Consider the following 21,074-nt stretch of genomic DNA (forward strand, 5'->3'; position numbering starts at 1 on the left):
TGAACCACTGACATGCGGAGGCGGAGACACCAGGAAAATTGAGCACCTGGTGGATTAGAGCACAAGGTGCGTGCATGTTCCTCGATAAACATGCGTGAAGATAAGAGGTTTACGCATTGGATAGTAACAGGATGCGCCTCAGTGTACAGGGCCGATTATTTACCACTTACCTTCGGCGGCGCGGCGTGATAGGATGCCACCATGAAAACGGAAGTCGTCGCCATTCCCACCAGCGTTCTTTCATCCGTTGAAACATTGGATGAATTGCAGGACTGGCTCACCGCGCAAAATCCCAAGCTGATCGCCGAGTTGCGCGAAGCGCGCCAGCAAGACCTTGACGGCGGGTTCAAACCTTGGAAACCCCGCCATCTGCCATGTCCTACCGAGTCGAAATAGGCGGGCGGGCCGACGCGCAACTGGCCGGACTGGATACCGCCATCGGCGCCAGCGTGGAGCGCAAGATTCAATGGCTCGCTGAAAATGCCGCTGACATGGTGCATCGGCGGCTTGTGGGAATGCCGGAGGACCTGGCGGGACTCTGCAAACTCCGCGTGTGCTCCCGGCGGCGGTGCTGATCACCATCACTGGCTATACCGGCGAGCCAAAGTCATGCCTTTGCCTACTGCAGCCTCCGGTGAGCGCGGTTATCGGCAACAGCGTGGCGAGCATTGGATTTTAGTCACGCCATTCGTCAGCCATTCCACTTTGGTAATTGTGGGCCGGATCAAAGTCAGCATGTCGCTTGTCCACGTTACCCCCTTCACCAAAATAACGTGTCACCGGCACCCACCCTTCACCCAGTGCCGGCGTGGGCGCTTCCGGCGGGAGCGTTTTGGTATGGAACGCTGCCATCAATTCCTTTCTAGCGTTGCAATCGTTGGCGTATCTCGCCAGACTGGCGCGGTTAAAAAATTATCGAGCCATTAAGTGAAAGGCTGACGTTGTTTATGAATATCAATCCGGAAACGGACCTTGACCTGGAAAAGTTGTTTCTGCCGGCATGGGCGCAACAAGACGCCAATACCGCCAATCGCTACGCGAAGTACACCGGCGAAGAGGGCGCGGCCCGATCGGAACGCGGCGAACACCGCGGTTCGCGGTCACGCCGTACTGACGGCGGTTTCGATCGCAACAAACGTCGCCCGGACGGCTTCCGAAAGCCCCGCCATGATGATCAATCATCGCCTCGTTCGCGACCGGGTGAGGCTGGTGCGCGCGGCCAGGGAGCGCGGCGGGATTTCCCGCGCGGTGAGCGGCGCGAGGCGCGTTACGCTCCGCGTCGGCCGGAACTGCCGCCGTTACCGGAGATCACGGCCGCGATTGTTCCCGATGAGCGCGGCGTTGAGTCCATGGCGCGTCAGGTCAAGATGACGGGGCGGGCCTTTCCCTTGTTTGACATTGCTTTCCTCATCATCCAAAAGCCCGAGCGTTACAGCGTGAAATTCACGGTGCGGAAGGATCCGCAGGGGAAGGTTATTCAGCCGTTGTTTCGTTGTGGATTGGATGAGACGGTCTGGTTGACTGAAGCCGAAGCGGTGGCGCATGTGTTGCAGAAGCAATTCGCGACCTTTTATCAGGTGGACAAAGTGGCGGCGGAAGCGCCGAAGGGCGTTTATACATTTGTGGCGCAGTGCGGTTTAAGCGGCGTGATTTTAGGCCCGCCCAATTATCATGATTATCAGACCAAGTTGCGCAAATTACATGCGGAGCGTTTTGCGCGCATGCCGTTTGAAGCCTTCAAATCGCGCGTGAAAATTGTGCGCGATGAGGCCGTGGTGAAGCAGTGGGTGGAGGAGCAAAGCTGGAAAACGGAATACACCTGCCTCAATGTGCCGGAGCCGTTGAAACTGATGACGCGGGAAGCCGTCGAGGAACACTTTGTGGCGACGCACAAGGAGGCCATCATTAAACCCACGGAATCGCATCTGGTCGGCGGCGTGGCGGCGCGCTCCTTGCACGGTGGGTTGGGGCGTCTGGTCGGTAATCTGTTGGCGGAACAGCGTCGGTTTCCGATGCAGATCGCCACCGCTTTGAGCCAGGCGTTTGCGCAGCAGGGGTTGCAATTTTTCAAGGTGAATAAAACCGTGACTCATGTCGCGGTGGCGCGGCCGCATTATTTGGACTTGGAAAACACTCCGGTATCCGTCGGAGTAAAGCGCATTGTTGAGTTCATCAATGCGAATCCCAAAACCACTCGCCGAACTTTGGTTGAAGCTTTGGCCCCGACGCCGGCCGCGCCCACGGTGATTCCAGTCGCGCCGAGTGGGGAAGCAACAGCCACCACGCCGCCGGTTGGCGAGCCAGCCAAACCCGAACCGACCCCTGAGCAGACCGCGTTGATTTCTGATCTACACTGGCTCATTCACCAAGGTCATGTATTGGAGTTTGCCGATGGCCGGTTGGAAACGGCCAAAAAACCGGTGCCAAAGCCGCCCAAGCCAGCGGCTGTGTCGCCCCCGGCGCCGGCGGAAGCAGCGCCGTCGGTCGAGGCGGCAACCGCGCCGGCCGCAGCACCTGCCGTCGTTAGCGCGCCGAGCGAAAGCGGTGCGGTGGCGCGTGCGGACCTCGCTGATGGAACGAGCCAAACCAATCCGCCCGCAGTGAATTTGCCGGCAGCGAATTTAACATCGCCGACTTCCGAGACTTCGGCGCCGCCCGTTGATTTGCCTCCGCCCGGGTTGGGCTGATTTCGCGAACCCTTGTCAAATAAGCAACCGCGCCTGAGCAGTCCCGCAGCAGGCGCGGTTTTTCGTTTCAATGATTCGCGGAAAAATCACGCCTTGGCCAGGCGCTCAAAAATTCCGGCAAAAGTGGATTTGGGTTCTGCCACCGTTTGCCGGACTTTGAGCTGGCCGAGAATTGCGTGCCAGCCGATGTAAATTTTATGCCACTGGTTTTCGAGGCTGCGCAGCGCCCCTTCACTCATTTCGCTGAGGTAGCGCAGGGAAGGGGAGTTGCCAATCAAGCCGTGGATTTCCTCCTTCGTCGGCGAGGCGACTTCCATTCCCGAGAGGATGAGTTCGAGTTCCTGCACGAGGACGCTCTTGATTTCCAGGAAGTGGGTTTCATCGTCGGCGTTGAATTTTTTGGAGCGCGCCAGATTGATGAAACTGTTGAATTGCTTCCAACATTCGAGATAGTTCTCGGTTTGCTGGATTAACGGATTAACTTTGGTGTTACTCATAATAGGGACTGCCTGCGTTTATAGGACGTTTGACTTTGCGGAGTAGTAAGAAAAATGATGGCCCCGCCGCGCATTTCGCGCGCGGTAATTTTCAAGCCGGGAAAATGAATAACCAGTTCGCTCAGCGGCAGCCGGGCCTCTTGGGCTTCGGTGAAGGCCCGCACCACCGCATCGCCAATTGAGGTCAACAAACCGTTGGGAAACGCCGAGGGAATGGTGGTGGCCAAAATCCGGCCCGTGCGATCAATGCTAAAGCTGCCCGTGTAGAGCTGCAAAAGTGGTTTGCTGGATCGGAACCAACTGGTTATGAAGCCCATAAAGTGACAATTTTGTTCATGCGCTGACGTAACTCGTCGGCGCTCAGTTCCGTCTTCCAGCCGACACAAAGATCCGTGCCGCCCTTGTTGGCAATGGTGAGGTTTTGTTGCGGTCCCATGCCGGTGATGAGGTCGAGGTCGCCGGCTTGCAAAGATTCACCCAGAGCGCGAAAGCGGTTGACGGTCTGGCGCACCCAGGTGGCGACCAGATCGGGATTGTTGAGACCGCGTGAATCAATTCGCGTTTCCGCCACCAGTTTCAACGCGAACTCAACCCCGTCCGTTTCCATCAGGGTATTCAGACCGCTGGAGGTGTTTAATGGAGCGGCGTTCGTGCTAATGGGTGTGTCGGCATTATCCGTGGCGATGGGCGTTTCTTTGCTCTCATCAATCGCCTGTGCCGTTTCAAGCAGGAGCGCGTTGTACGGTTTGAAAATGGTTCGTGGCCGATCCGGTTCGGCGGGGAGGAATTCAAAGTTACCCGCCCTCCAACACAGGATGCGTTGAAAGGCCTCCTCGCCCCGGACCTCTTCGGTCTCCGCGTCAACTACATCCCCGTTGCTGATCCAGATGCGTCCGGTAAGTGGGCCATTGGTAATGCGGAGCACGGTTGAAGTTTGCGAGATACATTCCAGTTGTACGAGGTCCACCAGGCTCTTGCTCTGGACGCCGCGGAAACCGACTTCGTCTTCCCGGACAATCAAGGAGTCCATACACTCGACGAACTGCGCCATTTCCTGTTCCGAGGAAGGTTTCGACCAATAGAGATCCACTCCCAAAGCGTAAACTCGCGAGCGGAAACGCTCGTCGGCATTCGAGGTCAGCACGACCGTGCGCAGGTCCGGCCATCTGCGTCGCGCGATGGTCAGTAATTGTAATCCATCCATGCGCGGCATGCGCAGATCGGTGACGAGCAGACGGTACTCATTGCTCTCCAACATGGCCAACGCCTTGGTCCCGGTGGTGGCGGTGTCCACCTCCGGCTGGCTGGATAACTCCGCGAAGGTATCGCGATAGATCTCCAGTAACTCCGGGTCATCATCCACTAACAGAACTTTGCGTCGGATCTCCATTGTTGACGTGCGTATCATGCCGCGACCTCTGGTTCGACTGCGACCAGAGTGACGCTGTGCCATCCAAGCAAGAGACGTTCCGATATTTTTGCCGCACCAACATTTTGCGCAAATTGTGAACTGGTTGCGAAACCCTGACGGTTCGAGCTGGTTTTGCGGCCTTGGTGAGTACGGCGTTGCGGAGCCGGGACGTGGACAAGCAGTCCATCAACGAGACAACTCGTGCCTCGCCAAGTCATCCCGTGGTGACGCGCGAGTTATCTCGTTGCCTTGGAATTTTGGTCTTTCGCGGTAAAGAACCGGTCAATTGTCATTCATTGGCGCTCATGGCATGTCATCTGCAAGAGGGCGGACAAGTCGTAAACGGTTTTATAGTGGTAAGTTGAAGAATCACACTACTGATGTCCGGCGCTTCACTGCAACGTGGTGCCGCGCAGCAAAACAGCGAAATGGCTGATACTAGACGATTGTATAAAAATATGAGCGCATCCTCTTCCAAAGGCGTCCGTTTTGGCATTTGGGGTTTTTTCAAAGGTTTGTTTCATCGTGCGGATGACGCGGATTTGCTACTCGCTGATGATGAAGCTTCGCTGGAAACGGCTTCGCAACTAACGCCGCCACCGGTTGAAGTTGCTCCCCCGGTCGCTCCGACCGGCAAATCCGCTGCGGCCACGCCATCGCAAAATCTCAACGTGGATGTGCAAGACGCGGGGGTGGCGCCCAGTGTCGCCATTCCGTTGCAGGCGATTTTGAATAATTTTCCCAACGAGTTGCGCGGTCGGGTTCGGGTGCAAACCGTTGGCGATCTGGCCATCAACGTGGCCGCTGATAAAATTTTGGCACAGTTGCCGCAAGGTCAGGTGCGATTGCCTTTTGGTGAAATCCGCAAATCCGCGCCTCAAGTGTTCTCCGCCGGGGTGGATTACGATCGGATCTCAGTTGCTTTGCCGCTGAACGAAGTGCTGTCGCGATTGAATCCTGGGTTGCTGTTGCGTCGCTCGCAATCGCGGCATCGGGTGGAAATTCCCGATGAAATCACCAGCCCCTTTGATGGGCGCGGTGAAGGTCTTTCGGTGGGGAACGCAAAACCGGTGCAGCCCGCTGCGCCACGTAAAACCGCGCCCGAGCAGCTAATGCCGGAGCGCGGTCCGATTTCACACGCCCCCGCGACTCCGACTCCCAAGCCCCGGGCCAAAGTCGCCTTGCCTCCCGAATTGGAAGCTATTCCAGCGCTGTTCGGTCCCAAGGCCGCTCCCGCTGCGGCTCCAAGTGCGGCTAGCACCCCATCGGCTCCGGAGCCGATTCCATTTAAGATGGCGACCCCACCGCCATCTCGCCCGGTATCGCCAGCACCGGTTTCCGTTGCCGCTCCCGCCCCAAGCATTCCAATGCCGACGGTGGCCGCTGCCGTCAGTAAACCCGTCGCGGCGACGCCAGCCGTGTCGAGCGCGGTCATTTACGCTTCGTTGCGTTCGTTATCGGAGAGCTGGCCGGAGGCGGTGCAACAGGAAATCACACAGGCGGGTTTGGGCGAGTCCAAAGTCGCTTTGCCGGTGGACCAGGTGGAGACAGCGCTCAAACGTGGCCGGATTGTTTTTCCTTGGAAACTGGTTCGCTCGTGGATCAGTCCGGCGGCGCCCGTCTCGGTTTCCGCGCATGATGCGGCTGAGTTGGAATTGCCCTTGAAGATCGTTGCGCCGCTTTTCCTGAGTCGCAAACATTCTGGAAATGGTGCCGCCGGCAAAGCCGCGGTGGGTCAGGATATTCCTGATCTCTTCTTCGGTGGACCCGCGAAAACGGATGCGGCCCCACCGGCGCCAGTGGCTCCGGCTGCCGCCCGGACGGCACCCGCTCCCGCGGCGCCGGTTGCTCCAGCAGCTCCCGTGGCTTCACTGCCGCCCCAACCCGTTGCGCCTCCGGCGCCGAGTGTGGCCAAATCGCCGGCGGGGATCGTGACTGGGCTGGTTCCTCCCGCGACCGCGAAAGCTGCTCCTGAAGCCGATTCGCTCAACGCCAAGTTGCCTGGCGGGGCCACGGATCGGATCGAAGACACTAATTTCTATCTCTGGAGTGACGCGTCGGAGACGACCCGACTCCACCTCGAAAGCCTCAAGAAGACGGGGGCGAAGGGCACCGAGTTTGCCAAGCGTTACTCCTCGCCCAATGAGATTGTGGATCGCGCCATGAAGATTCCGGGAGTGGCTGGCGCGCTGGTCGCTTTGCCCGACGGTTTGATGGTGGCCAGTCGGATTCCGCCGGAATTCAATGGCGACACCTTGGCCGCGTTTCTCCCGCAGATTTTCGTCAAGGTGAACTCTGCCGCAAAGGAATTGCGCATGGGTGAGTTGAACAATGTCAGTTTCACCGTGGGCGTCACCCCATGGAAGATTTTCCGCGTGAACGCGATTTTCTTTGCCGCCTTTGGTCAAGGGGCGCAACCGATGCCGACGGCGCAGTTGGCCGGGCTCGCAGCGGAGTTGGACCGCAAAAATAAGTAAGTTATGGCTATCATTAATCAGGCAACCAAAGAATTACAGGTCAAGGTCGTCTATTACGGTCCCGGCATGTGCGGGAAAACGACGAACCTTGTCCAGGTTCATGATCATGTGCAGACGCAGGCCGGGAACAAGGGTAAACTGGTCTCACTGGCCACGAGCTCGGACCGGACCTTGTTCTTCGATTTTCTGCCCATCGAGGCAATGTCCATCAAAGGCTTCAAAACGAAATTTCAGCTTTATACCGTGCCGGGGCAGGTGATTTACAACACCACGCGCCAGCTCGTGTTGCGCGGCGTGGATGGGATCGTTTTCTGCGCGGATTCGCAATACGAGAAGATGCAGGAGAATGTGGAGAGCTTCCAGAACCTGCAGGAGAACCTGCGTAATCTGCGGCTGAACCTGGATGAAATCCCTTACGTGTTGCAATACAACAAGCGGGATTTGCCGAATGCGGCGCCAATCGAGTACATGGAATTTTTGCTCAACAATCGAGAAGTGCAGGTGCCGTCGTTTCCGGCGGCCGCGCACAAATGCGAGGGCGTGTTCGAGACCTTGAACATGATCACGCGCATGTTGTTACACAAATACGTGAATCAAGGTCAACCGCACTATGCCTGACATGACTACGTTACCGCAATTATTGGAAGAAGACGTCCAACGGATGGATCGCGTCCTGGTGGATTACCTGGACCGGAGCGACGCCGTGACCGCACTGGTCATTGACAAAGGCGGATTCCTGATCGCGCATCAAGGGGACAACCGACACTTTGATTTGACCACCATTGGCGCGCTGGCCTCCGGTGCGTTTATGGCCAACCAGACCATCGCCAATCTGGTGCATGAGGACAACTTCGAGAGCGTGTATCAACAGGGCGGCAAATACAGCATGTTCTGCGCAAGCATTGACGAGCATTGCCTCTTGATGGTGATCTTCCCGTCCAAAACCGGCGTCGGCGTGGTGAAATATCATGCGGCCGAAGCGCGGAATCAAATCGCCAGCCAACTCAAGATCGCGCAACAACGCGATCCGGGTCGCGGGGTGGATTTGTCCGTGTTGAATCTGGCGGATCCCAGCGAAGTTTTCCGGCGCAAGCTCTGAGGAGTTTCCCAAGACGCTTGCGTTAATGAATTACGGCGATCCTTCCACGCAAGCGCCAAGGTATCCGGGTTAGTACTTTGCGGCGAGCCAGTCAGCCCGAGGCGCTTCTGCGAGTACGGAAGCGCGACTTCAGTGTTTGGAAGAATCGTCCGGCTTCGGCTCGCTATCCTTGGTGAGCCACCAAACCACCAGTGCCGGACCAAAGCAAATCGTAATGCCAATCGGCACTCCCATGATACTCCAAAAGACATCCATAATTCGGTCGTAGCATTGCGGGTTTCACCTGCCTTGTAAAGTTGGTTCTGGTGTGTCTGCCGACGGGATCCTCGTTTCAGGCCGCGGATGAAAAATCAACCGGCTGCACTCTCTTACAACTTGGTCAACCAGTTTAGGATTTGCTTGTCAGTCGCCGGCTCCCTCTGAACCGTGAAGTCACGTGTCGCGCGGAGTGCTTGATAGCCTTGTTGAATGGCACTCTGCTCGAATTGGTCGCCGGTGTTATGAATCGCCAACGGCTGCGGCGCCGCCAGCAACGCGGCGGTTTCAAATCCGCCCAGGCTGAGCAACCCCGGGCAAAACAGATCGTCATCCAGCCAGGCGGCTTCCCCACCGGTTGATAGATTGTTCAAATCAGCGACCACGGCTTGCGCGCCCGGCGCAGCCAACAGCGACCACCAACCGGCGCGACCTTCACCGCACAAGATCACTCGCGGCGCGGCTTGGCCGGAGGGGAACAGTTTGCGGACGCTGTCGCAAACGGTGAGCAGATCACCAACACGCTGTTGGAGGCGGGTGCGATTGTAGGTGGTGTAAAAATTCTTGAAAGGATCCGCTGCGGGGCCGGACGAGAATTCGGAAATGACCACGACCGGATAACCCTCCTTGAGCAAGGCCGCCGCCAAGCCTTGCGGATTTTGTTCCGCGGCACAATATCGCTGCGCGCCATTCTCATGCGCCAATACGATCACCCGGTTGGCTTTGCTGGATCGGCGCCGGGGTTTATCGGGCTGAAACCGGATTGCTGTGACCGCGTCCGCGTTGTTCTCGGAACGAATGCTGAATTCCATGGCTGCCCAGCCGTCTCCCGCGCGCACCGGTTTGAGATTGAGTTGGGTTTCCGTGATGGGCCAGTCCGCTTGCAGCGTATGTCGCCAGAGCGGCTGCATGGTGGAACGGAACGCATCGAAGTCGCGTTTCTGTTTTGGCTGCCCGTTGGCCAACTGGACGCGGTGCTGCGTTTTCAAGTAATCCATCAATTGCTGATCCGTAATCGCGTCGGCGGGCAACTGGTCATCCGGCCACACGCGCAGCTCTTGGTCCGGATCCTTGGTATAGGGTTTTTCAGCCAGGGATTGCGCGTCCGGCGCGTCCAGCAACCATCGGTTCAGCCAGGCGTAAACGGCTTCGCGGCTGGTTTGATTGTAATTGTGGTCAAAGTTGAAACGGAGGTGGCGCAATTGATCGGGAACGCCGAGTATTTCATACGCGCTGGCCACCGCCGGTCCCTCCACCGTCGGCGTGTCCTTGGTCCAATCTCCCGTGGCGGCAATCAGAATTTGCGGGCGTGGTGCGGCGGCGGCCGCAATGTCCATGTTGGAGAATTTCACGCGTAACCCCGGCGCGTTTTCACAGAGACAACCGCCCTGCATGGAATGGGAAACCATGCAGACAGGTGCTTGCACCACCAGGCGGTTTTCGATCGCGCCCAGAATGAAAGTCTGCGTGCCACCCCCCGAGGCACCGGTGCAACCGAGACGCGATTTATCCACATCCGGCAGTGATTCAAGGAAGTCCAGCGCGCGGATGGAATTCCAGGTTTGCAAACCCATCAAGCTGATGTTCCAGAGTTGGCATAGTGCGTTCGTGCCAAAAAACCGGTGTCGCGATCCAAAGTCGGCTCCCGGCTGACCGGCGCGTGGGTAATTGGCAAAGCTCGTGTCGTTGTAACCGACCATGTCATAGGCGAACGCGATGATGCCCTGTTTGGCGAGGTTGATGCAGCGCCCCGGAATGGAACCGTCCTGGCCGTCGGTCAGGCGACCGTTGCTCCAATGGCCGTGCGGATTGAGTACGGCGGGAAATGGTCCGGCGCCCTGTCCACGGGGACGATAAAGATTTCCGCCTACATAAAACCCCGGACAACTTTCGAACGTCACCCGTTCCACCGTGTAATCTTCATGTTCGATGCGTCCGGAAACTTGCGCGTTGAGCGGCGTCTTTTCCGGCTGCAGCCACAGACCGCAACTGATCCGCACCTGTTCGCGAATGTCCTGGGCGCGCGCTTCCCACTCGCTGCGTGAGGTCGGTGGCGTAAAGGTGCGCAAGGTGTCCAACGTGTGCGTTTCCGGCTCGACGGCCGGGAGTGCCAACGGTAACGCGACGAGAGCAAGCAAGACCGAGCGGATAAATTTCATAAGCGGAGCTGGCCGACGTCTTCGTCCGTTCGTGCTGACGACGGGGCACGCCGGAGTTGCGCCGGATTTTTCAGAGATGGTGTTGAATTGAGTCAGTGACCGCGCGTTCATGATGGTGCGTCATTCTGCGTGTCAAAGCGGGAAACTGCCAGGATAAATTTCCTGATATGACCGGAGCCACGGGCTGAATCACGCCCCGTCGCCGTTGTTGGCTGGCATTTGGCTTGACGCCGATGTGTTGTTTAATGAAGCTGGCGACGAAATGAAAGCCACTTGAGTTGTCACGCACGCTGGAGCGTAGCCGATGAGAATCGCGATTCATCGCCGCCGATCTGGCGAGTGGTCGTCCCAAATCCAGGGCGAAGTGGTTTTTTACTAGATCATTAAAAAATCCATCGGCCGCTTAATGCGGCACAAACCAAAAGGAAGCAGCATGAAATACTCGTTCGTAGGGGCTGGCGTACTCGCGCTGGCGTTGGCAATGGGACCGCAAGCCCAAGCCCAAACCGGTAGTGACGGCATGATCATTATTACCACCCGCAAGAATCAGGATCTGACTTGGGGATATACTGACGCTTGGAGCGCCTTGGGACCCGGTCAAATTTCACCGGGGGATGTCTTGATGGGGTTAGTACTCGGAGATAACGGTTACTCCAGTCGCCTGATCATTGATGCCGAGCTTAATCCGATTCAGGTCAACCCTCTGCTCGGCACCCCGGGAGACCAGAACTTATATCTTTTCCCCGATAATTCGGATTTCAACGCGAGTCTGATCATCCATTCCGGCTCCAGCGCTTCCGGAGACATCAGCGCGCCCAACACGTCCGGTGTTCCGATTATCATGGGGGAACATTCATGTATCGCCAACGGTTACCGTCTGGCGCACAACAGCCTGTATCTCTATGCGACCCCCAACCCGACCAGCACGGGCACGGACGACGTGAGGAATAACGAAGCCAGTCAGGGCGGCACGAACCAGTATATGAAGGTGCTGCTGCCCAACCATCCGATCATGCAAGGCATTCCGTTGGACGCGAACGGCATGGTGAAGATATTCCGGGATCCCTACCCAGAAGAAGGTGGCCTTCCGGGTGACGGCGGCGACGTGGGTAATCATACCCCGACGGGCGGAAAGAAGAACTATGAATATGCCTGGACCGTGGCGAACGCCAGCGATGCCGCCCCCGGCACTCAGGTAATTGGCGTTCTCGGCGGGTATCCGGAACGGGCCTGCTTCGCCGTTGCCGACGTGGGCGCTCAGTTGGGAGATTATACCAATGAGGATCCCGAGCACCCATGGTCCATCGCTTACGGAGATAATAAGGCGCACCAGCGGCTGGTACACTTTTGGGTCAACGAACAAGGCTCCGGCGGTTCCCGACGTTGCTTCAATTCGTTGACTGACATTGGCAAGGTCATTTTCATCCGCACCGTCAAGTGGGCTTTGGGTGAAACGCTGGAGCCGTATCAAGGTGTGGGACTCATTCGAGTATCAAAAGTGGATGACCAGCAAATTCAACTGGAATGGGATGGAAATCCAGCCAAGCACTATAAAATTCTCGCCACGCGGAATCTTGCCGGCGTCGCCGACCGATCCAACTGGCAGACTGTGGTCCAGGATCTCGCCGTGGTGGGGGGCGTGGGCACCGTGACCTTTGACGTTTCGGAAGCGGGGCAATATGCCTTTCTCCGTGTTGCGGAGATGAATTGACTCTTCGGTTGCGACTGAAGGACCATTTGAATTCAAACCACAATGGCCCTGGTCATTGTTGCCTCTCGTGTCAGCGGCCGTGGGTAATCAACAACCCAACGGCCGCTGATAACGGAGCTCCGTCTCGAGGCAGATTGAATCAATCCGGTTGGATCGACTTAAAAAAGCGTGTAGATGAACGGGGCAACACCCGTGCCCGCCAGCAGGATCAGCAAACCGAAAATCAGGAAAACCACCAGAATGGGAATCAGCCACCACTTCTTGTTGTGACGCAGGAAACCCCACAGTTCGGCGAAGAAGCCAGGCCGCGCCTGCTCTTGGGCGGCGCGCTCGAATTCTTTTAGGTCCCGCTTGCTCATGGTTTGATTCGCCGCGTCACTTTAGTACTGGCGAAAATATCGGCGCAGGTCTTGGGGTTGCTCTTTCGACAGCCACAAACTTTGTGAATCCGGTCGGGCGCGCAGGAGCATATCGCGTCCGCGCCAGCGGAAGACCAACGCCAGCGGGGTGATTAGTCCGTAAAAAATCAGCGCCAAGACGAGTTGCGAAACGACCCAGCCGATGGGAAAGGCGATGAGCATTGCCGCCGTGTAGCCCCAGCGAATGGCGGCGGGGTGAATCAAACCCACTCCGCCGATAAGCACGGCAACGCTCACCAGGATCAGCGCGGCAGTTTGATGCCCATACTTCATCCATTGTTGGCCGGCGACGAGCAGTCCGAACCCCAACCCGGCGCCGGCGAATTGACGCAAGACTTTCTGACTCGGCGGCTTCCGCAGGTCGGTCCATTTCATGAGGTCGCGAAGGTTGGCGGTCTAATCGAGTTCAAATCGGGTCAAATGTTGTGTGCGTTGTGCCGGGGTGAGTTTGTTTTTCTGATGTTCCTTGTGCAACACAAAATCTTCCAGAACGAGTACGTCCAAGTCCGTGGCCAGAAAGCAATGGTAGGCGTCGCGTGGCGAGCCGACAATGGGTTCACCGCGGATGTTGAAGCTGGTGTTGACCAATACCGGACAACCGGTCTGTTCCATGAAGGCCTTCAGCAGACGATAAAACCGGCCGTGCCGGGCGGCGTCCACCGTTTGCAAACGGGCGCTGTAATCCACATGGGTTACGGCGGGTAGTGTGGAACGCACGATGTTGATCCGTTGACGCAGATCGGGATCGGTCCGCATTTGATGAACCTGAGCTTCGGAGAGTTGTCGGCGGTGTTTTTCCAAGAGGTCGGCAACGAGCAGCATGTAGGGGCTTTCTTGGTCGGAACGGAGTGCGAAATAATCCACGGCGTGTTCCCGCAGCACGCAGGGTGCAAACGGACGAAAACTTTCCCGGAATTTGATGCGCAGGTTCATTTTGGCCTGCATGGCGGGGTCGCGGGGATCACCCAGAATGCTGCGCGCTCCGAGCGCGCGCGGGCCGAACTCCATGCGACCCTGAAACCAACCGATGATTTTTCCCTCCGCAAGCCAGCTCGCCACCGCCGCCAGCAGGCGAGCTTCGTCGTCAAACCGGGTATAAGTTGCCTCGGTCTCGCGTAGAAAACTTTCGATTTCTCCATTGGAAAAATGCGGTCCGAGCAAGCTGCCTTTTTGGGCGTCGTAACCGCGCGGCACGCGGGGCTTTTCCAGGAGCTGATGCCAGACAAACAGCGCCGCACCCAGCGCCGCGCCGGCGTCACCCGCGGCTGGTTGAATCCAGATGTTTTCAAATGGCCCTTCACGTAACAAGCGACCGTTGGCGACGCAATTGAGTGCGACACCGCCGGCCAGGACCAGATGCTTCATCGCGGTCCGGCGGTGGGCTTCGCGGGCCATGCGCAGCATAATTTCTTCGGTGACCGCCTGAATGCTGGCGGCCAGATCCATGTGCCGTTGTTCCAGAGGTGACTCGGGCTGACGCGGCGGACCGCCGAAGCAACGATGGAACTTCGCGCTGGTCATGGTTAATCCCTGGCAATAATTGAAGTAGTCCTGATCCATCCAGAAACTGCCGTCGGGTTTCAGTTCAAGCAGTTCGCGGAGAATTAAATCGCGGTAGCTCGGCTGGCCGTAGGGCGCAAGTCCCATGAGCTTGTATTCGCCGCTGTTGACCTTGAAACCGCAGTAATACGTAAACGCGGAATAGAGCAATCCCACCGAATGTGGAAATTGCAGTTGGGCTTGCAGTCGCAACCGGTTTCCTTCGCCCACGCCCAACGTGGCCGTGCTCCATTCACCCACGCCGTCCACCGTCAGAATTGCGGCCCGCTCGAAGGGGCTGGGAAAGAACGCGCTCGCCGCATGGCTTTCGTGATGGTCGGTGAAAACCAGCGGTACGTGTCGGGCTTGCGGAAGATGGCAACGCAAGGTGCGGCGCAGGTGCAGTTTGTCCTTCAACCAAATGGGTACGGCGAGGCGGAAACTGCGGAAGCCGGCGGGAGCGTGAGCGAGATAGGTTTCCAGCAACCGTTCAAATTTCGTGAGCGGTTTGTCATAAAAGACGATGTAGTCGAGGTCCTTGGCATCCAAGCCGGCTTCCTGCAAACAGTAAGCCACGGCTTGGGTGGGGAAGGTCGCATCGTGCTTCTGCCGGGTAAACCGTTCCTCTTGAGCGGCAGCCACGATCTCGCCATCTACCAACAATGCGGCCGCGCTGTCGTGATAAAATGCCGAGATGCCCAATATGGTGGTCATGATGACTCGAGTTCTGACGCGCGATGTTAATAACCCATGCGGGCCAGTTTGCAAGCGTCACCGCGAAACGTCATCCGCTTAAGGCGATCAGCTGCGGCAGGTGGAACAACCGTTTTCTCGTAGCGTAATGGCCGTTGGGCCGGGTGACTATTCGGTATGCACGCGGTAGAAACGCATGGGGCCGGCGGCTGATGAGTTGGTCAGTTGGATCAAACCGCCCGTGCCCGGAACCGTTTGCAGGGGCTGCCAGGTGATCGGCGGCGTCAGATTGGTGGTCTGCTCCACCACGTAGGTCAATCCAAACTGGCTCGTAAACGACAGAGTATATTGCCCGTTGCGCCAGGCGCCGACGCCAAGTTGCGGCGACAACCACGGTTGCACTTCCACCGTGGCTTGGGCCGAAACGCCGCTCGGATGATCTGCGTTGTAAGCGGTCAAGGTTACGGTGTAAGTGCCGGGCGTCGCCCAGGCATACCCGGTTTGGTAGGATAAATTCGTGGCGATGACGCCGTCGCCAAACGCCCACTCGATCCGGGCGGCTCGCCCGTTGATTTCTCCCGTCAGTAATTGCGGTATCGCCGCGGCGACTTGCGGATGCGGAATCGTGAGCGTCACGGTCAACGGGCCAACGAAGGCGGCTTCCACAACCTCGTCGCAACCCATGGATGGCGGATTACTCCAAGGATCACCGTCCAGGTCAAAACTGCTGGCGGCTGACACCAGACCCGCGCCGCGACACGGCGAAGTAGCGGCCAGGTGGAAACCATCTACGAACTGCGGGTCTCCGGTGATATTGCCCGCACCGTCAGGCAAGGGTGCAGCGCACGAATACGACACCTCGGAAGCATACACATTGTCATTGGTGTTGTTATTGTTTGCCTCCGCTTGATTAAAGTAAATGATGCTATTAACAGCCTTGGAATTCGCGATGCCGCCACCACTGTTGGTAGTGGAGTTATTGACCACGGTGCAATTGAACAGCTCGCTGCTAATGGCCCCACCACCTTCGAGGCCGCTGCTGTTACCTTTAATCAGACAGTTGCGCAGTTGGCAGACTGCGGCACCGCCGCCGTCCCAGGCTGATTCATTCCCGATCAGGATACAGTTGTCCGCTCGACCACCAAGTATGGCGCCACCTCGGCCTGCCGAGCGACAATTGGTAATGACGCAGTTGCCCAACTCGGACGATGGCCCCTGACATAAAACACCACCACCTTCACGAAAGGGCGAGGTGGTGCTGCCGTCGCGCAACGTGAAGCCACTCAACCCCGCCGCTTCAGTTAGCCAGGCGCAGCGCATCTTGGCTTCCATTGTTCCTTCGCGGACACCGTCGATGTAGGTGACTTCAGGGCCGTTCACGCTGGTAACGAGTACCGCCTTGTCCACTTCCACCCGATGTTGGCTAAGATCAAAGTCTGAAAGACGGCTGCCAGAGTTGTAGATACCATTGGTGACCAGAATGACGGCGCCCGCCTGGGCGACATCAACCGCAGCTTGGATGTTCGTTGCGGCCGTACTCCAGTCAAGATACGGTGGCTGCGGATTGGCCCCAGCCACGTCAACGCAATGAACTGTCACTTGCGCAACCGCGCTGGTGGAGGTACCCGCCGCATTGCTAATGACGACTTGATACGCCCCTGCATCTGTCGGATCAAACGCGTTCACCAGCAAGTCAGGCGAATCAGCGGCCGAGTACTTGTTTCCGCTGGTCAGGACCACTCCGTCCTTGCTCCAAGTGGCGGTGAACGGCGCCGCACCGGCGGCCGGGGCACTCAATCGCACCTGTCCATTGCGGGCGCTGGGCCGGGGGCGCGGTTTGCCCGCCAAGGCGTCGGGATGCCATTCATCGCAACCCATGGCGGGCGGATCGGCCCAGGGTTGACCATCCCAATCCGTGCCGATGATCTGCGTCGGATCACCCGCGCCACGACACGGCGAAGTGGCGGCCAGATGAATGCCGTCATCCAGCAATTGCGGATCGTCGGCAATATTGCCGGTGCCGGATGGCAACGGATAAGTGCAACAGAAACTCATGACCGGGAGTCGCCCAAGGTAGTTGCGGATGATGACATGGGTGGGGTACAGGACTGACCAATTATTCCAAATGATGGAGTTCACTGCCAAACCTTCAGATACGCCTCCCCCGGTGTTGAGAGCCACGGTGCATTGGTGCAGGATGCTATTCACAACTGCTACGTCGTCCCGATCCCTGACGGAGACATTTCTGACGATGGCGCAGTTGGTGGCTTTGGACAGGCTGATGCCGCCGCACTGATTCTCCGTGATCAAACAATTATTCAATACCGCGCCTTGAACGGCACCCGGAGATATGGCGGGCCTGAACCGAACGGTGTTCTGTGCAATCACACAACAGTTCAGAAAACCGGAATAGACGCCGCCCCCGATCCTAAAAGCAACGTTATCGGTGATGATGCAATCGAGCACGAAGGTATCGTTCGAAGAGGTGCAAAAAACCCCGCCGCCACTCATGTCAAAATTCAGTCCGCCACTCAGTGTAGCGCCGCCGCGCAGAGTAAAACCGCGCAGGGTCGCACCGTTGGTCAACCATGCACAGCGGATTGCCATGGGGCCGTTGGTGATTCCGGGTTGCCAGTAACCCTGAATAATAGTGGCTTCCGCTCCGTTCACGCTCTGCACCGTAATCGCTTTGTCCACCGTCACTCGGTTGGTGAGCATTGAGGTCACCGGAGGTAAGTTGGGAGAGGGCGGCGGTTGCGGCGGCGTCAGTTTGCCGCCGGTGTTGTAAACGCCGTTGGTGACCCAGACGACATCGCCGTCGCTGGAAACGTCAATGGCATCCTGAATGTTTGTGGCGGCATTGGCCCAGTCCGTAAACGGCGCGACATGCCCGCCGGTCAGGGAGACATACCGCTGAGCCGTCCAGGCCGTGGTGGTGCCCAGCCCGGCCAGAATCAGACTCAGCAGAACGGGTGTTGGTTGGGTGACGCAGCGGAGAGCGCTCTTCATGGTTTTCATGGTCGGTTGCATGAGGTTCAAACTCGAACGCCCAGAGATTGATCCGGTTTGTTTCTTATGAGAACGCGATCATTATCCCGTTAATCCGTTAAAAAACAAGAGAAATCAAAAGCAGATTATTCGTTCGTGCCTCGATCCGAGTTTTGGGGATCTAGCATGGCCAGACGGTTCGTCGGAGGGAAATTCCGAACCGCAGGTCTGCCGCTTGCGTCACGATAAATCTCCAGACGTTCGGCACTGAAGCCGGTGGCTTGGGGCGAAGGGCAATTACAACCTTGAGGATTTAACATGCAGCGCGGCGGCGCCGGGGAAGGGAGCTTTGAATTCGTGGGCCCCGTCGCCGGTCTGGAGGCGTTCCGGCAGCGCGCGTTCCGATTGCGTTGGGTGAATCCACTCGATTTGGTAGGTGCCGGCCTTGAGTTCGAGCGAGAACGGCTGCGCTCCGACTGGTTGGTAAACGAGGTATTCTTCGCCGGGACAGGCAAGGCAATAGCCAGTGGAAGCGAGTTCATTGCGAGGCGTCAGGGACGCCAGATTCATTTGTTCGGCAATGTGCCGGGTCCGGCCCAACGCCGCGCGGATCGGCTCCCAACCGCGATCCACACCCAATACCGAACCGTCGTATGGATCCATGAAAATTGGATTGTGACCCCGGACGAAGCTCTTCCAAACCCAGTCGGCATTGCCGCCGACGCCCCAGATATGATCGGTGTCCAACAGGCTGACTCGCTTTTCATTCCAGGCGGGCGGGTTTTCTCCAAAACCGTCCGCGCGTCCGGGCGAAACCCAATCCGCCGGACTGGCCAGTAGCGAGGGCAGGCGTTCCGCGCCGTGCCCCGTATTTCCGACCGGATGTTGTTTCGGTTGGGTGCGCTCGTAATCCTGAACCGTCTGGATCACCCACCAGTTCCATTCCTTTTCGCCGCCCTCGTTGATCACTTCGTAGAGCACGTTGTCCAAGTCGTTCAGCGTGGTCACGACTTTGCGGAGGTACGCGGCTTGCCAGACATTGACGTCGGGGTTGCGCCGGGTATGAACGTGTCCGCTGAACGCGTCCGCATCCACGACGGCGGGGGCTTGAAGATTGTTGGCAGGATTCAGGGGATGGGAGCGCCAGGCCCAACCATCATCGGTGCCGCGCCGCCGGTTGCCGTGAAACAAACCCCAACCCTCGAACAGCATTACACTGACATAGATGCCGCGTTTTCCAGCGGCCTCCACCCGCGCGCGCAGGCGCTGGAAGTATTCAGGATTGAACTCGGTCAGATTGAATTTCGGTTCGCCATCCAGAGCGGTACCCGGACCGGTTCGTCGCCACGGCAAGGGGGCGACGTGATGAATGAAGTCTTTTTTCAAAGCGCCATTCGCGCGGGTGTCCCAAGTGGTGGAATCCCAAGTCCACAAGCGAATGAAGTTATGACCATGATTTTCCAGAAAATCGAGATAAGCCTCCCAATCGAACGGCTCGGGTGGATTGCTTCGCCCCATGTCCACGAGATTGTTCCAAGTGTGCGATCCCGTGAGATAGACCGCGCGCAGCGCGCCATTCGGCAAGCGGGTGCCGTCCGTGAAATAGCGCGGATTATCCGGGTGGGCGCGCAGCGGTCCGGCGGCGGGGGCTGCCGTTGAATTCAGCACCAGGAAGCACAAGGCCGTGCTGAGCCGCAGCGCCGATCGGCCCGCTGCGTTGATAAAAGTTTTTAACGCCACCTGGTCGCGTGAGGCGGGCGGTATTCCAGCGGGCGCGGCTGGTTTTCTTGGCGTGTTCATCGGCATGGGTGCGAGCATGATGCGCGCGGCGGTGCGCTGCAAGTCCAGACCCGGGCAAATGATTCGCGCGCCGTGCCGCGGCTCTGCTCGGTCGCCCGGTCGTTTGACCGTAACGCTACAGTGGGTTTGAGCAAATGCCGCTGCGGGTTCGACGGCTTGAGCTGCACCACACCGGGGTCACGATGTCCCAGACTTTCCCACGCTGCGGGCATTTTGTTTTGACAACCGACGGGAAACGCGTTGGCATGACTCGCGACACGGTCAGTTGATTAAGTTTAACGGATGCAACCATGAAAAAACTCAATGTAGGAATTATCGGTTACGGTTGGGTCGCCACCGCGCACATTCCGGCCATCAACGCCAGTTCGCTGGGGCAGGTTACTGCGGTTTGTTCCCGTCGGCCGCTGGACGGCGGCGCGCTCAGTCGGCAATACGGTTGCGACATCACGGTTTACAATGACTTGGAGGTGATGCTGGCGAATCCCGAGATTCAGGTCGTCTCGATTTGCAGCATGCCCAGTTTGCACGTGCGGCAGGCGGTGCGCGCGGCGCGCGCGGGCAAGCATTTGATTTTGGAAAAACCGCTGGCGCTTTCGCTCAAGGATTTGCACACGTTGCAACAAGCGGTGCGACAGGCGCGCGTGAAAACCTGCGCCGGATTTGAGCTGCGTTATTCCAGTCAATTTCAAACCACCCGCACCGTCCTGGAAGCCGGAGTCCTCGGCAAATTGCATTATGCGGAAGTGGATTATTATCACGGTATCGGTCCGTGGTACGGCCAATTCCGTTGGAACGTGAAACGTAACGAGGGCGGCAGCGCGTTGCTTTCCGCCGGTTGCCACGCCCTGGACGCCTTGCTCTTTTGCATGGGTGGCGAAGTGGAAAGCGTCGCGAGCTACAGCGCCAAATCGGCTAATCCCACTTTCCGCGCCTACGAGTATCCCACCACCAGCACCACGATCTTGAAGTTCAAGGACGGGCGCATCGGCAAGACGGCGGTGTCCATTGATTGTTTCCAACCTTACTACCTGCACACGCATCTGGTCGGCAGCGAGGGATCGCTCCTGGATAACAAATTTCATTCCAACAAACTGGGCACGAACAAGCAGCAGTGGAGTGAGTTGGCGCTGAAGCTGGCGGATTCCGGCGACGTTTCGGATCACCCGTACGCCGCGCAATTTGAAGCCTTCTTCAAGGCGATCGCCGACGGGAAGGAAATGCCATTCACCAATCTCGAATCTGCCGCCAAAACCCACGAGATTATTTTTGCGGCGGATAAATCGGCCGCCACGGGGAAACCGGTGCGACTCTAACGCGACCCCAAAACCAACCTTATTTT

At 57.9% G+C, this 21,074-nt stretch carries 17 protein-coding genes; 8 read left to right on the forward strand and 9 right to left on the reverse strand.

The window, feature by feature from the left end:
- Positions 1-201: 201 nt before the first annotated feature.
- From M9920_10590 to M9920_10600, 3 genes are all read left to right on the forward strand, one after another.
- Complete coding sequence (locus M9920_10590; GenBank protein ID MCO5052740.1) at positions 202-396, forward strand: hypothetical protein; 195 nt, start codon at positions 202-204, stop codon at positions 394-396.
- Positions 375-575, forward strand: coding sequence for a hypothetical protein (locus M9920_10595; GenBank protein ID MCO5052741.1), 201 nt, complete (start codon positions 375-377; stop codon positions 573-575). The genes M9920_10590 and M9920_10595 overlap by 22 nt, the downstream gene beginning before the upstream one ends.
- A gap of 372 nt (positions 576-947) precedes the next feature.
- On the forward strand, positions 948-2,687 hold the full coding sequence (locus M9920_10600) for a hypothetical protein (GenBank protein ID MCO5052742.1): 1,740 nt from the start codon (positions 948-950) through the stop codon (positions 2,685-2,687).
- An 86-nt stretch (positions 2,688-2,773) separates the two neighbouring features.
- Here M9920_10600 and M9920_10605 read toward each other — a convergent pair whose 3' ends face one another.
- Genes M9920_10605 through M9920_10615 form a run of 3 tightly spaced genes read right to left on the reverse strand, consistent with a single transcriptional unit; the run spans position 2,774 to position 4,547 of the window.
- A complete protein-coding gene (locus M9920_10605) occupies positions 2,774-3,184 on the reverse strand; it encodes a hypothetical protein (protein MCO5052743.1) in 411 nt (136 codons plus the stop codon).
- Positions 3,181-3,501, reverse strand: a complete 321-nt coding sequence (locus M9920_10610) for a hypothetical protein (GenBank protein ID MCO5052744.1) — start codon at positions 3,499-3,501, stop codon at positions 3,181-3,183. The genes M9920_10605 and M9920_10610 overlap by 4 nt, the downstream gene beginning before the upstream one ends.
- On the reverse strand, positions 3,489-4,547 hold the full coding sequence (locus tag M9920_10615) for a response regulator (GenBank protein MCO5052745.1): 1,059 nt from the start codon (positions 4,545-4,547) through the stop codon (positions 3,489-3,491). Before M9920_10615 ends, M9920_10610 begins: the two co-directional genes overlap by 13 nt.
- A gap of 506 nt (positions 4,548-5,053) precedes the next feature.
- Between M9920_10615 and M9920_10620 the strand changes: the two genes are divergently transcribed.
- From M9920_10620 to M9920_10630, 3 genes are read left to right on the forward strand one after another with little or no spacing between them, the layout of a single operon-like run.
- Positions 5,054-7,072 carry a hypothetical protein gene (locus M9920_10620; GenBank protein ID MCO5052746.1) on the forward strand — a complete coding sequence of 673 codons (2,019 nt, stop codon included), beginning with the start codon at positions 5,054-5,056 and terminating at the stop codon, positions 7,070-7,072.
- 3 nt (positions 7,073-7,075) lie between these two features.
- On the forward strand, positions 7,076-7,690 hold the full coding sequence (locus tag M9920_10625) for an ADP-ribosylation factor-like protein (protein ID MCO5052747.1): 615 nt from the start codon (positions 7,076-7,078) through the stop codon (positions 7,688-7,690).
- Entirely contained in the window at positions 7,683-8,171 is a 489-nt protein-coding gene (locus tag M9920_10630) for a roadblock/LC7 domain-containing protein (GenBank protein ID MCO5052748.1), read from the forward strand. The genes M9920_10625 and M9920_10630 overlap by 8 nt, the downstream gene beginning before the upstream one ends.
- Before the next feature lie 368 nt (positions 8,172-8,539).
- On the opposite strand, the gene M9920_10635 is transcribed toward M9920_10630, so the two are convergent.
- Positions 8,540-10,585: an acetylxylan esterase gene (locus tag M9920_10635; GenBank protein MCO5052749.1), complete on the reverse strand. Its 2,046-nt coding sequence runs from the start codon at positions 10,583-10,585 to the stop codon at positions 8,540-8,542.
- 433 nt (positions 10,586-11,018) lie between these two features.
- Here M9920_10635 and M9920_10640 point away from each other — a divergent pair, with 433 nt between their 5' ends.
- The gene (locus tag M9920_10640) at positions 11,019-12,296 is read left to right on the forward strand and encodes a hypothetical protein (GenBank protein MCO5052750.1); all 1,278 of its coding nucleotides are present in this window, start codon (positions 11,019-11,021) and stop codon (positions 12,294-12,296) included.
- Positions 12,297-12,454: 158 nt separating this feature from the next.
- Here M9920_10640 and M9920_10645 read toward each other — a convergent pair whose 3' ends face one another.
- The 5 genes from M9920_10645 to M9920_10665 form a co-directional block, all read right to left on the reverse strand.
- The gene (locus M9920_10645; protein MCO5052751.1) at positions 12,455-12,583 is read right to left on the reverse strand and encodes a DUF5989 family protein; all 129 of its coding nucleotides are present in this window, start codon (positions 12,581-12,583) and stop codon (positions 12,455-12,457) included.
- 93 nt (positions 12,584-12,676) lie between these two features.
- Positions 12,677-13,090 carry an SxtJ family membrane protein gene (locus M9920_10650; protein MCO5052752.1) on the reverse strand — a complete coding sequence of 138 codons (414 nt, stop codon included), beginning with the start codon at positions 13,088-13,090 and terminating at the stop codon, positions 12,677-12,679.
- A 21-nt stretch (positions 13,091-13,111) separates the two neighbouring features.
- Positions 13,112-14,968 (reverse strand): carbamoyltransferase, encoded by a 1,857-nt coding sequence (locus tag M9920_10655; protein ID MCO5052753.1) that lies wholly within the window; start codon positions 14,966-14,968, stop codon positions 13,112-13,114.
- Positions 14,969-15,115: 147 nt separating this feature from the next.
- On the reverse strand, positions 15,116-17,956 hold the full coding sequence (locus tag M9920_10660) for a PKD domain-containing protein (GenBank protein ID MCO5052754.1): 2,841 nt from the start codon (positions 17,954-17,956) through the stop codon (positions 15,116-15,118).
- Positions 17,957-18,232: 276 nt separating this feature from the next.
- Positions 18,233-19,777, reverse strand: coding sequence for a hypothetical protein (locus M9920_10665; protein MCO5052755.1), 1,545 nt, complete (start codon positions 19,775-19,777; stop codon positions 18,233-18,235).
- A 248-nt stretch (positions 19,778-20,025) separates the two neighbouring features.
- On the opposite strand from M9920_10665, the gene M9920_10670 reads away from it, so the two are divergent.
- Positions 20,026-21,048, forward strand: a complete 1,023-nt coding sequence (locus M9920_10670; GenBank protein ID MCO5052756.1) for a Gfo/Idh/MocA family oxidoreductase — start codon at positions 20,026-20,028, stop codon at positions 21,046-21,048.
- Positions 21,049-21,074: the final 26 nt, after the last annotated feature.

The sequence above is a fragment of the Verrucomicrobiia bacterium genome (genome assembly GCA_023953615.1).
Taxonomy (GTDB): domain Bacteria; phylum Verrucomicrobiota; class Verrucomicrobiia; order Limisphaerales; family JADLHS01; genus JADLHS01.

Coding starts and splice junctions, on each gene's coding strand:
- M9920_10605 (MCO5052743.1), bottom strand. CDS start 3,184: ATGAGTAACACCAAAGTTAATCCGTTAATCCAGCAAACCGAGAACTAT.
- M9920_10635 (MCO5052749.1), bottom strand. CDS start 10,585: ATGAAATTTATCCGCTCGGTCTTGCTTGCTCTCGTCGCGTTACCGTTG.
- M9920_10590 (MCO5052740.1), top strand. CDS start 202: ATGAAAACGGAAGTCGTCGCCATTCCCACCAGCGTTCTTTCATCCGTT.
- M9920_10620 (MCO5052746.1), top strand. CDS start 5,054: ATGAGCGCATCCTCTTCCAAAGGCGTCCGTTTTGGCATTTGGGGTTTT.
- M9920_10640 (MCO5052750.1), top strand. CDS start 11,019: ATGAAATACTCGTTCGTAGGGGCTGGCGTACTCGCGCTGGCGTTGGCA.
- M9920_10650 (MCO5052752.1), bottom strand. CDS start 13,090: ATGAAATGGACCGACCTGCGGAAGCCGCCGAGTCAGAAAGTCTTGCGT.
- M9920_10600 (MCO5052742.1), top strand. CDS start 948: ATGAATATCAATCCGGAAACGGACCTTGACCTGGAAAAGTTGTTTCTG.
- M9920_10630 (MCO5052748.1), top strand. CDS start 7,683: ATGCCTGACATGACTACGTTACCGCAATTATTGGAAGAAGACGTCCAA.
- M9920_10655 (MCO5052753.1), bottom strand. CDS start 14,968: ATGACCACCATATTGGGCATCTCGGCATTTTATCACGACAGCGCGGCC.
- M9920_10595 (MCO5052741.1), top strand. CDS start 375: ATGTCCTACCGAGTCGAAATAGGCGGGCGGGCCGACGCGCAACTGGCC.
- M9920_10660 (MCO5052754.1), bottom strand. CDS start 17,956: ATGAAGAGCGCTCTCCGCTGCGTCACCCAACCAACACCCGTTCTGCTG.
- M9920_10670 (MCO5052756.1), top strand. CDS start 20,026: ATGAAAAAACTCAATGTAGGAATTATCGGTTACGGTTGGGTCGCCACC.
- M9920_10610 (MCO5052744.1), bottom strand. CDS start 3,501: ATGGGCTTCATAACCAGTTGGTTCCGATCCAGCAAACCACTTTTGCAG.
- M9920_10625 (MCO5052747.1), top strand. CDS start 7,076: ATGGCTATCATTAATCAGGCAACCAAAGAATTACAGGTCAAGGTCGTC.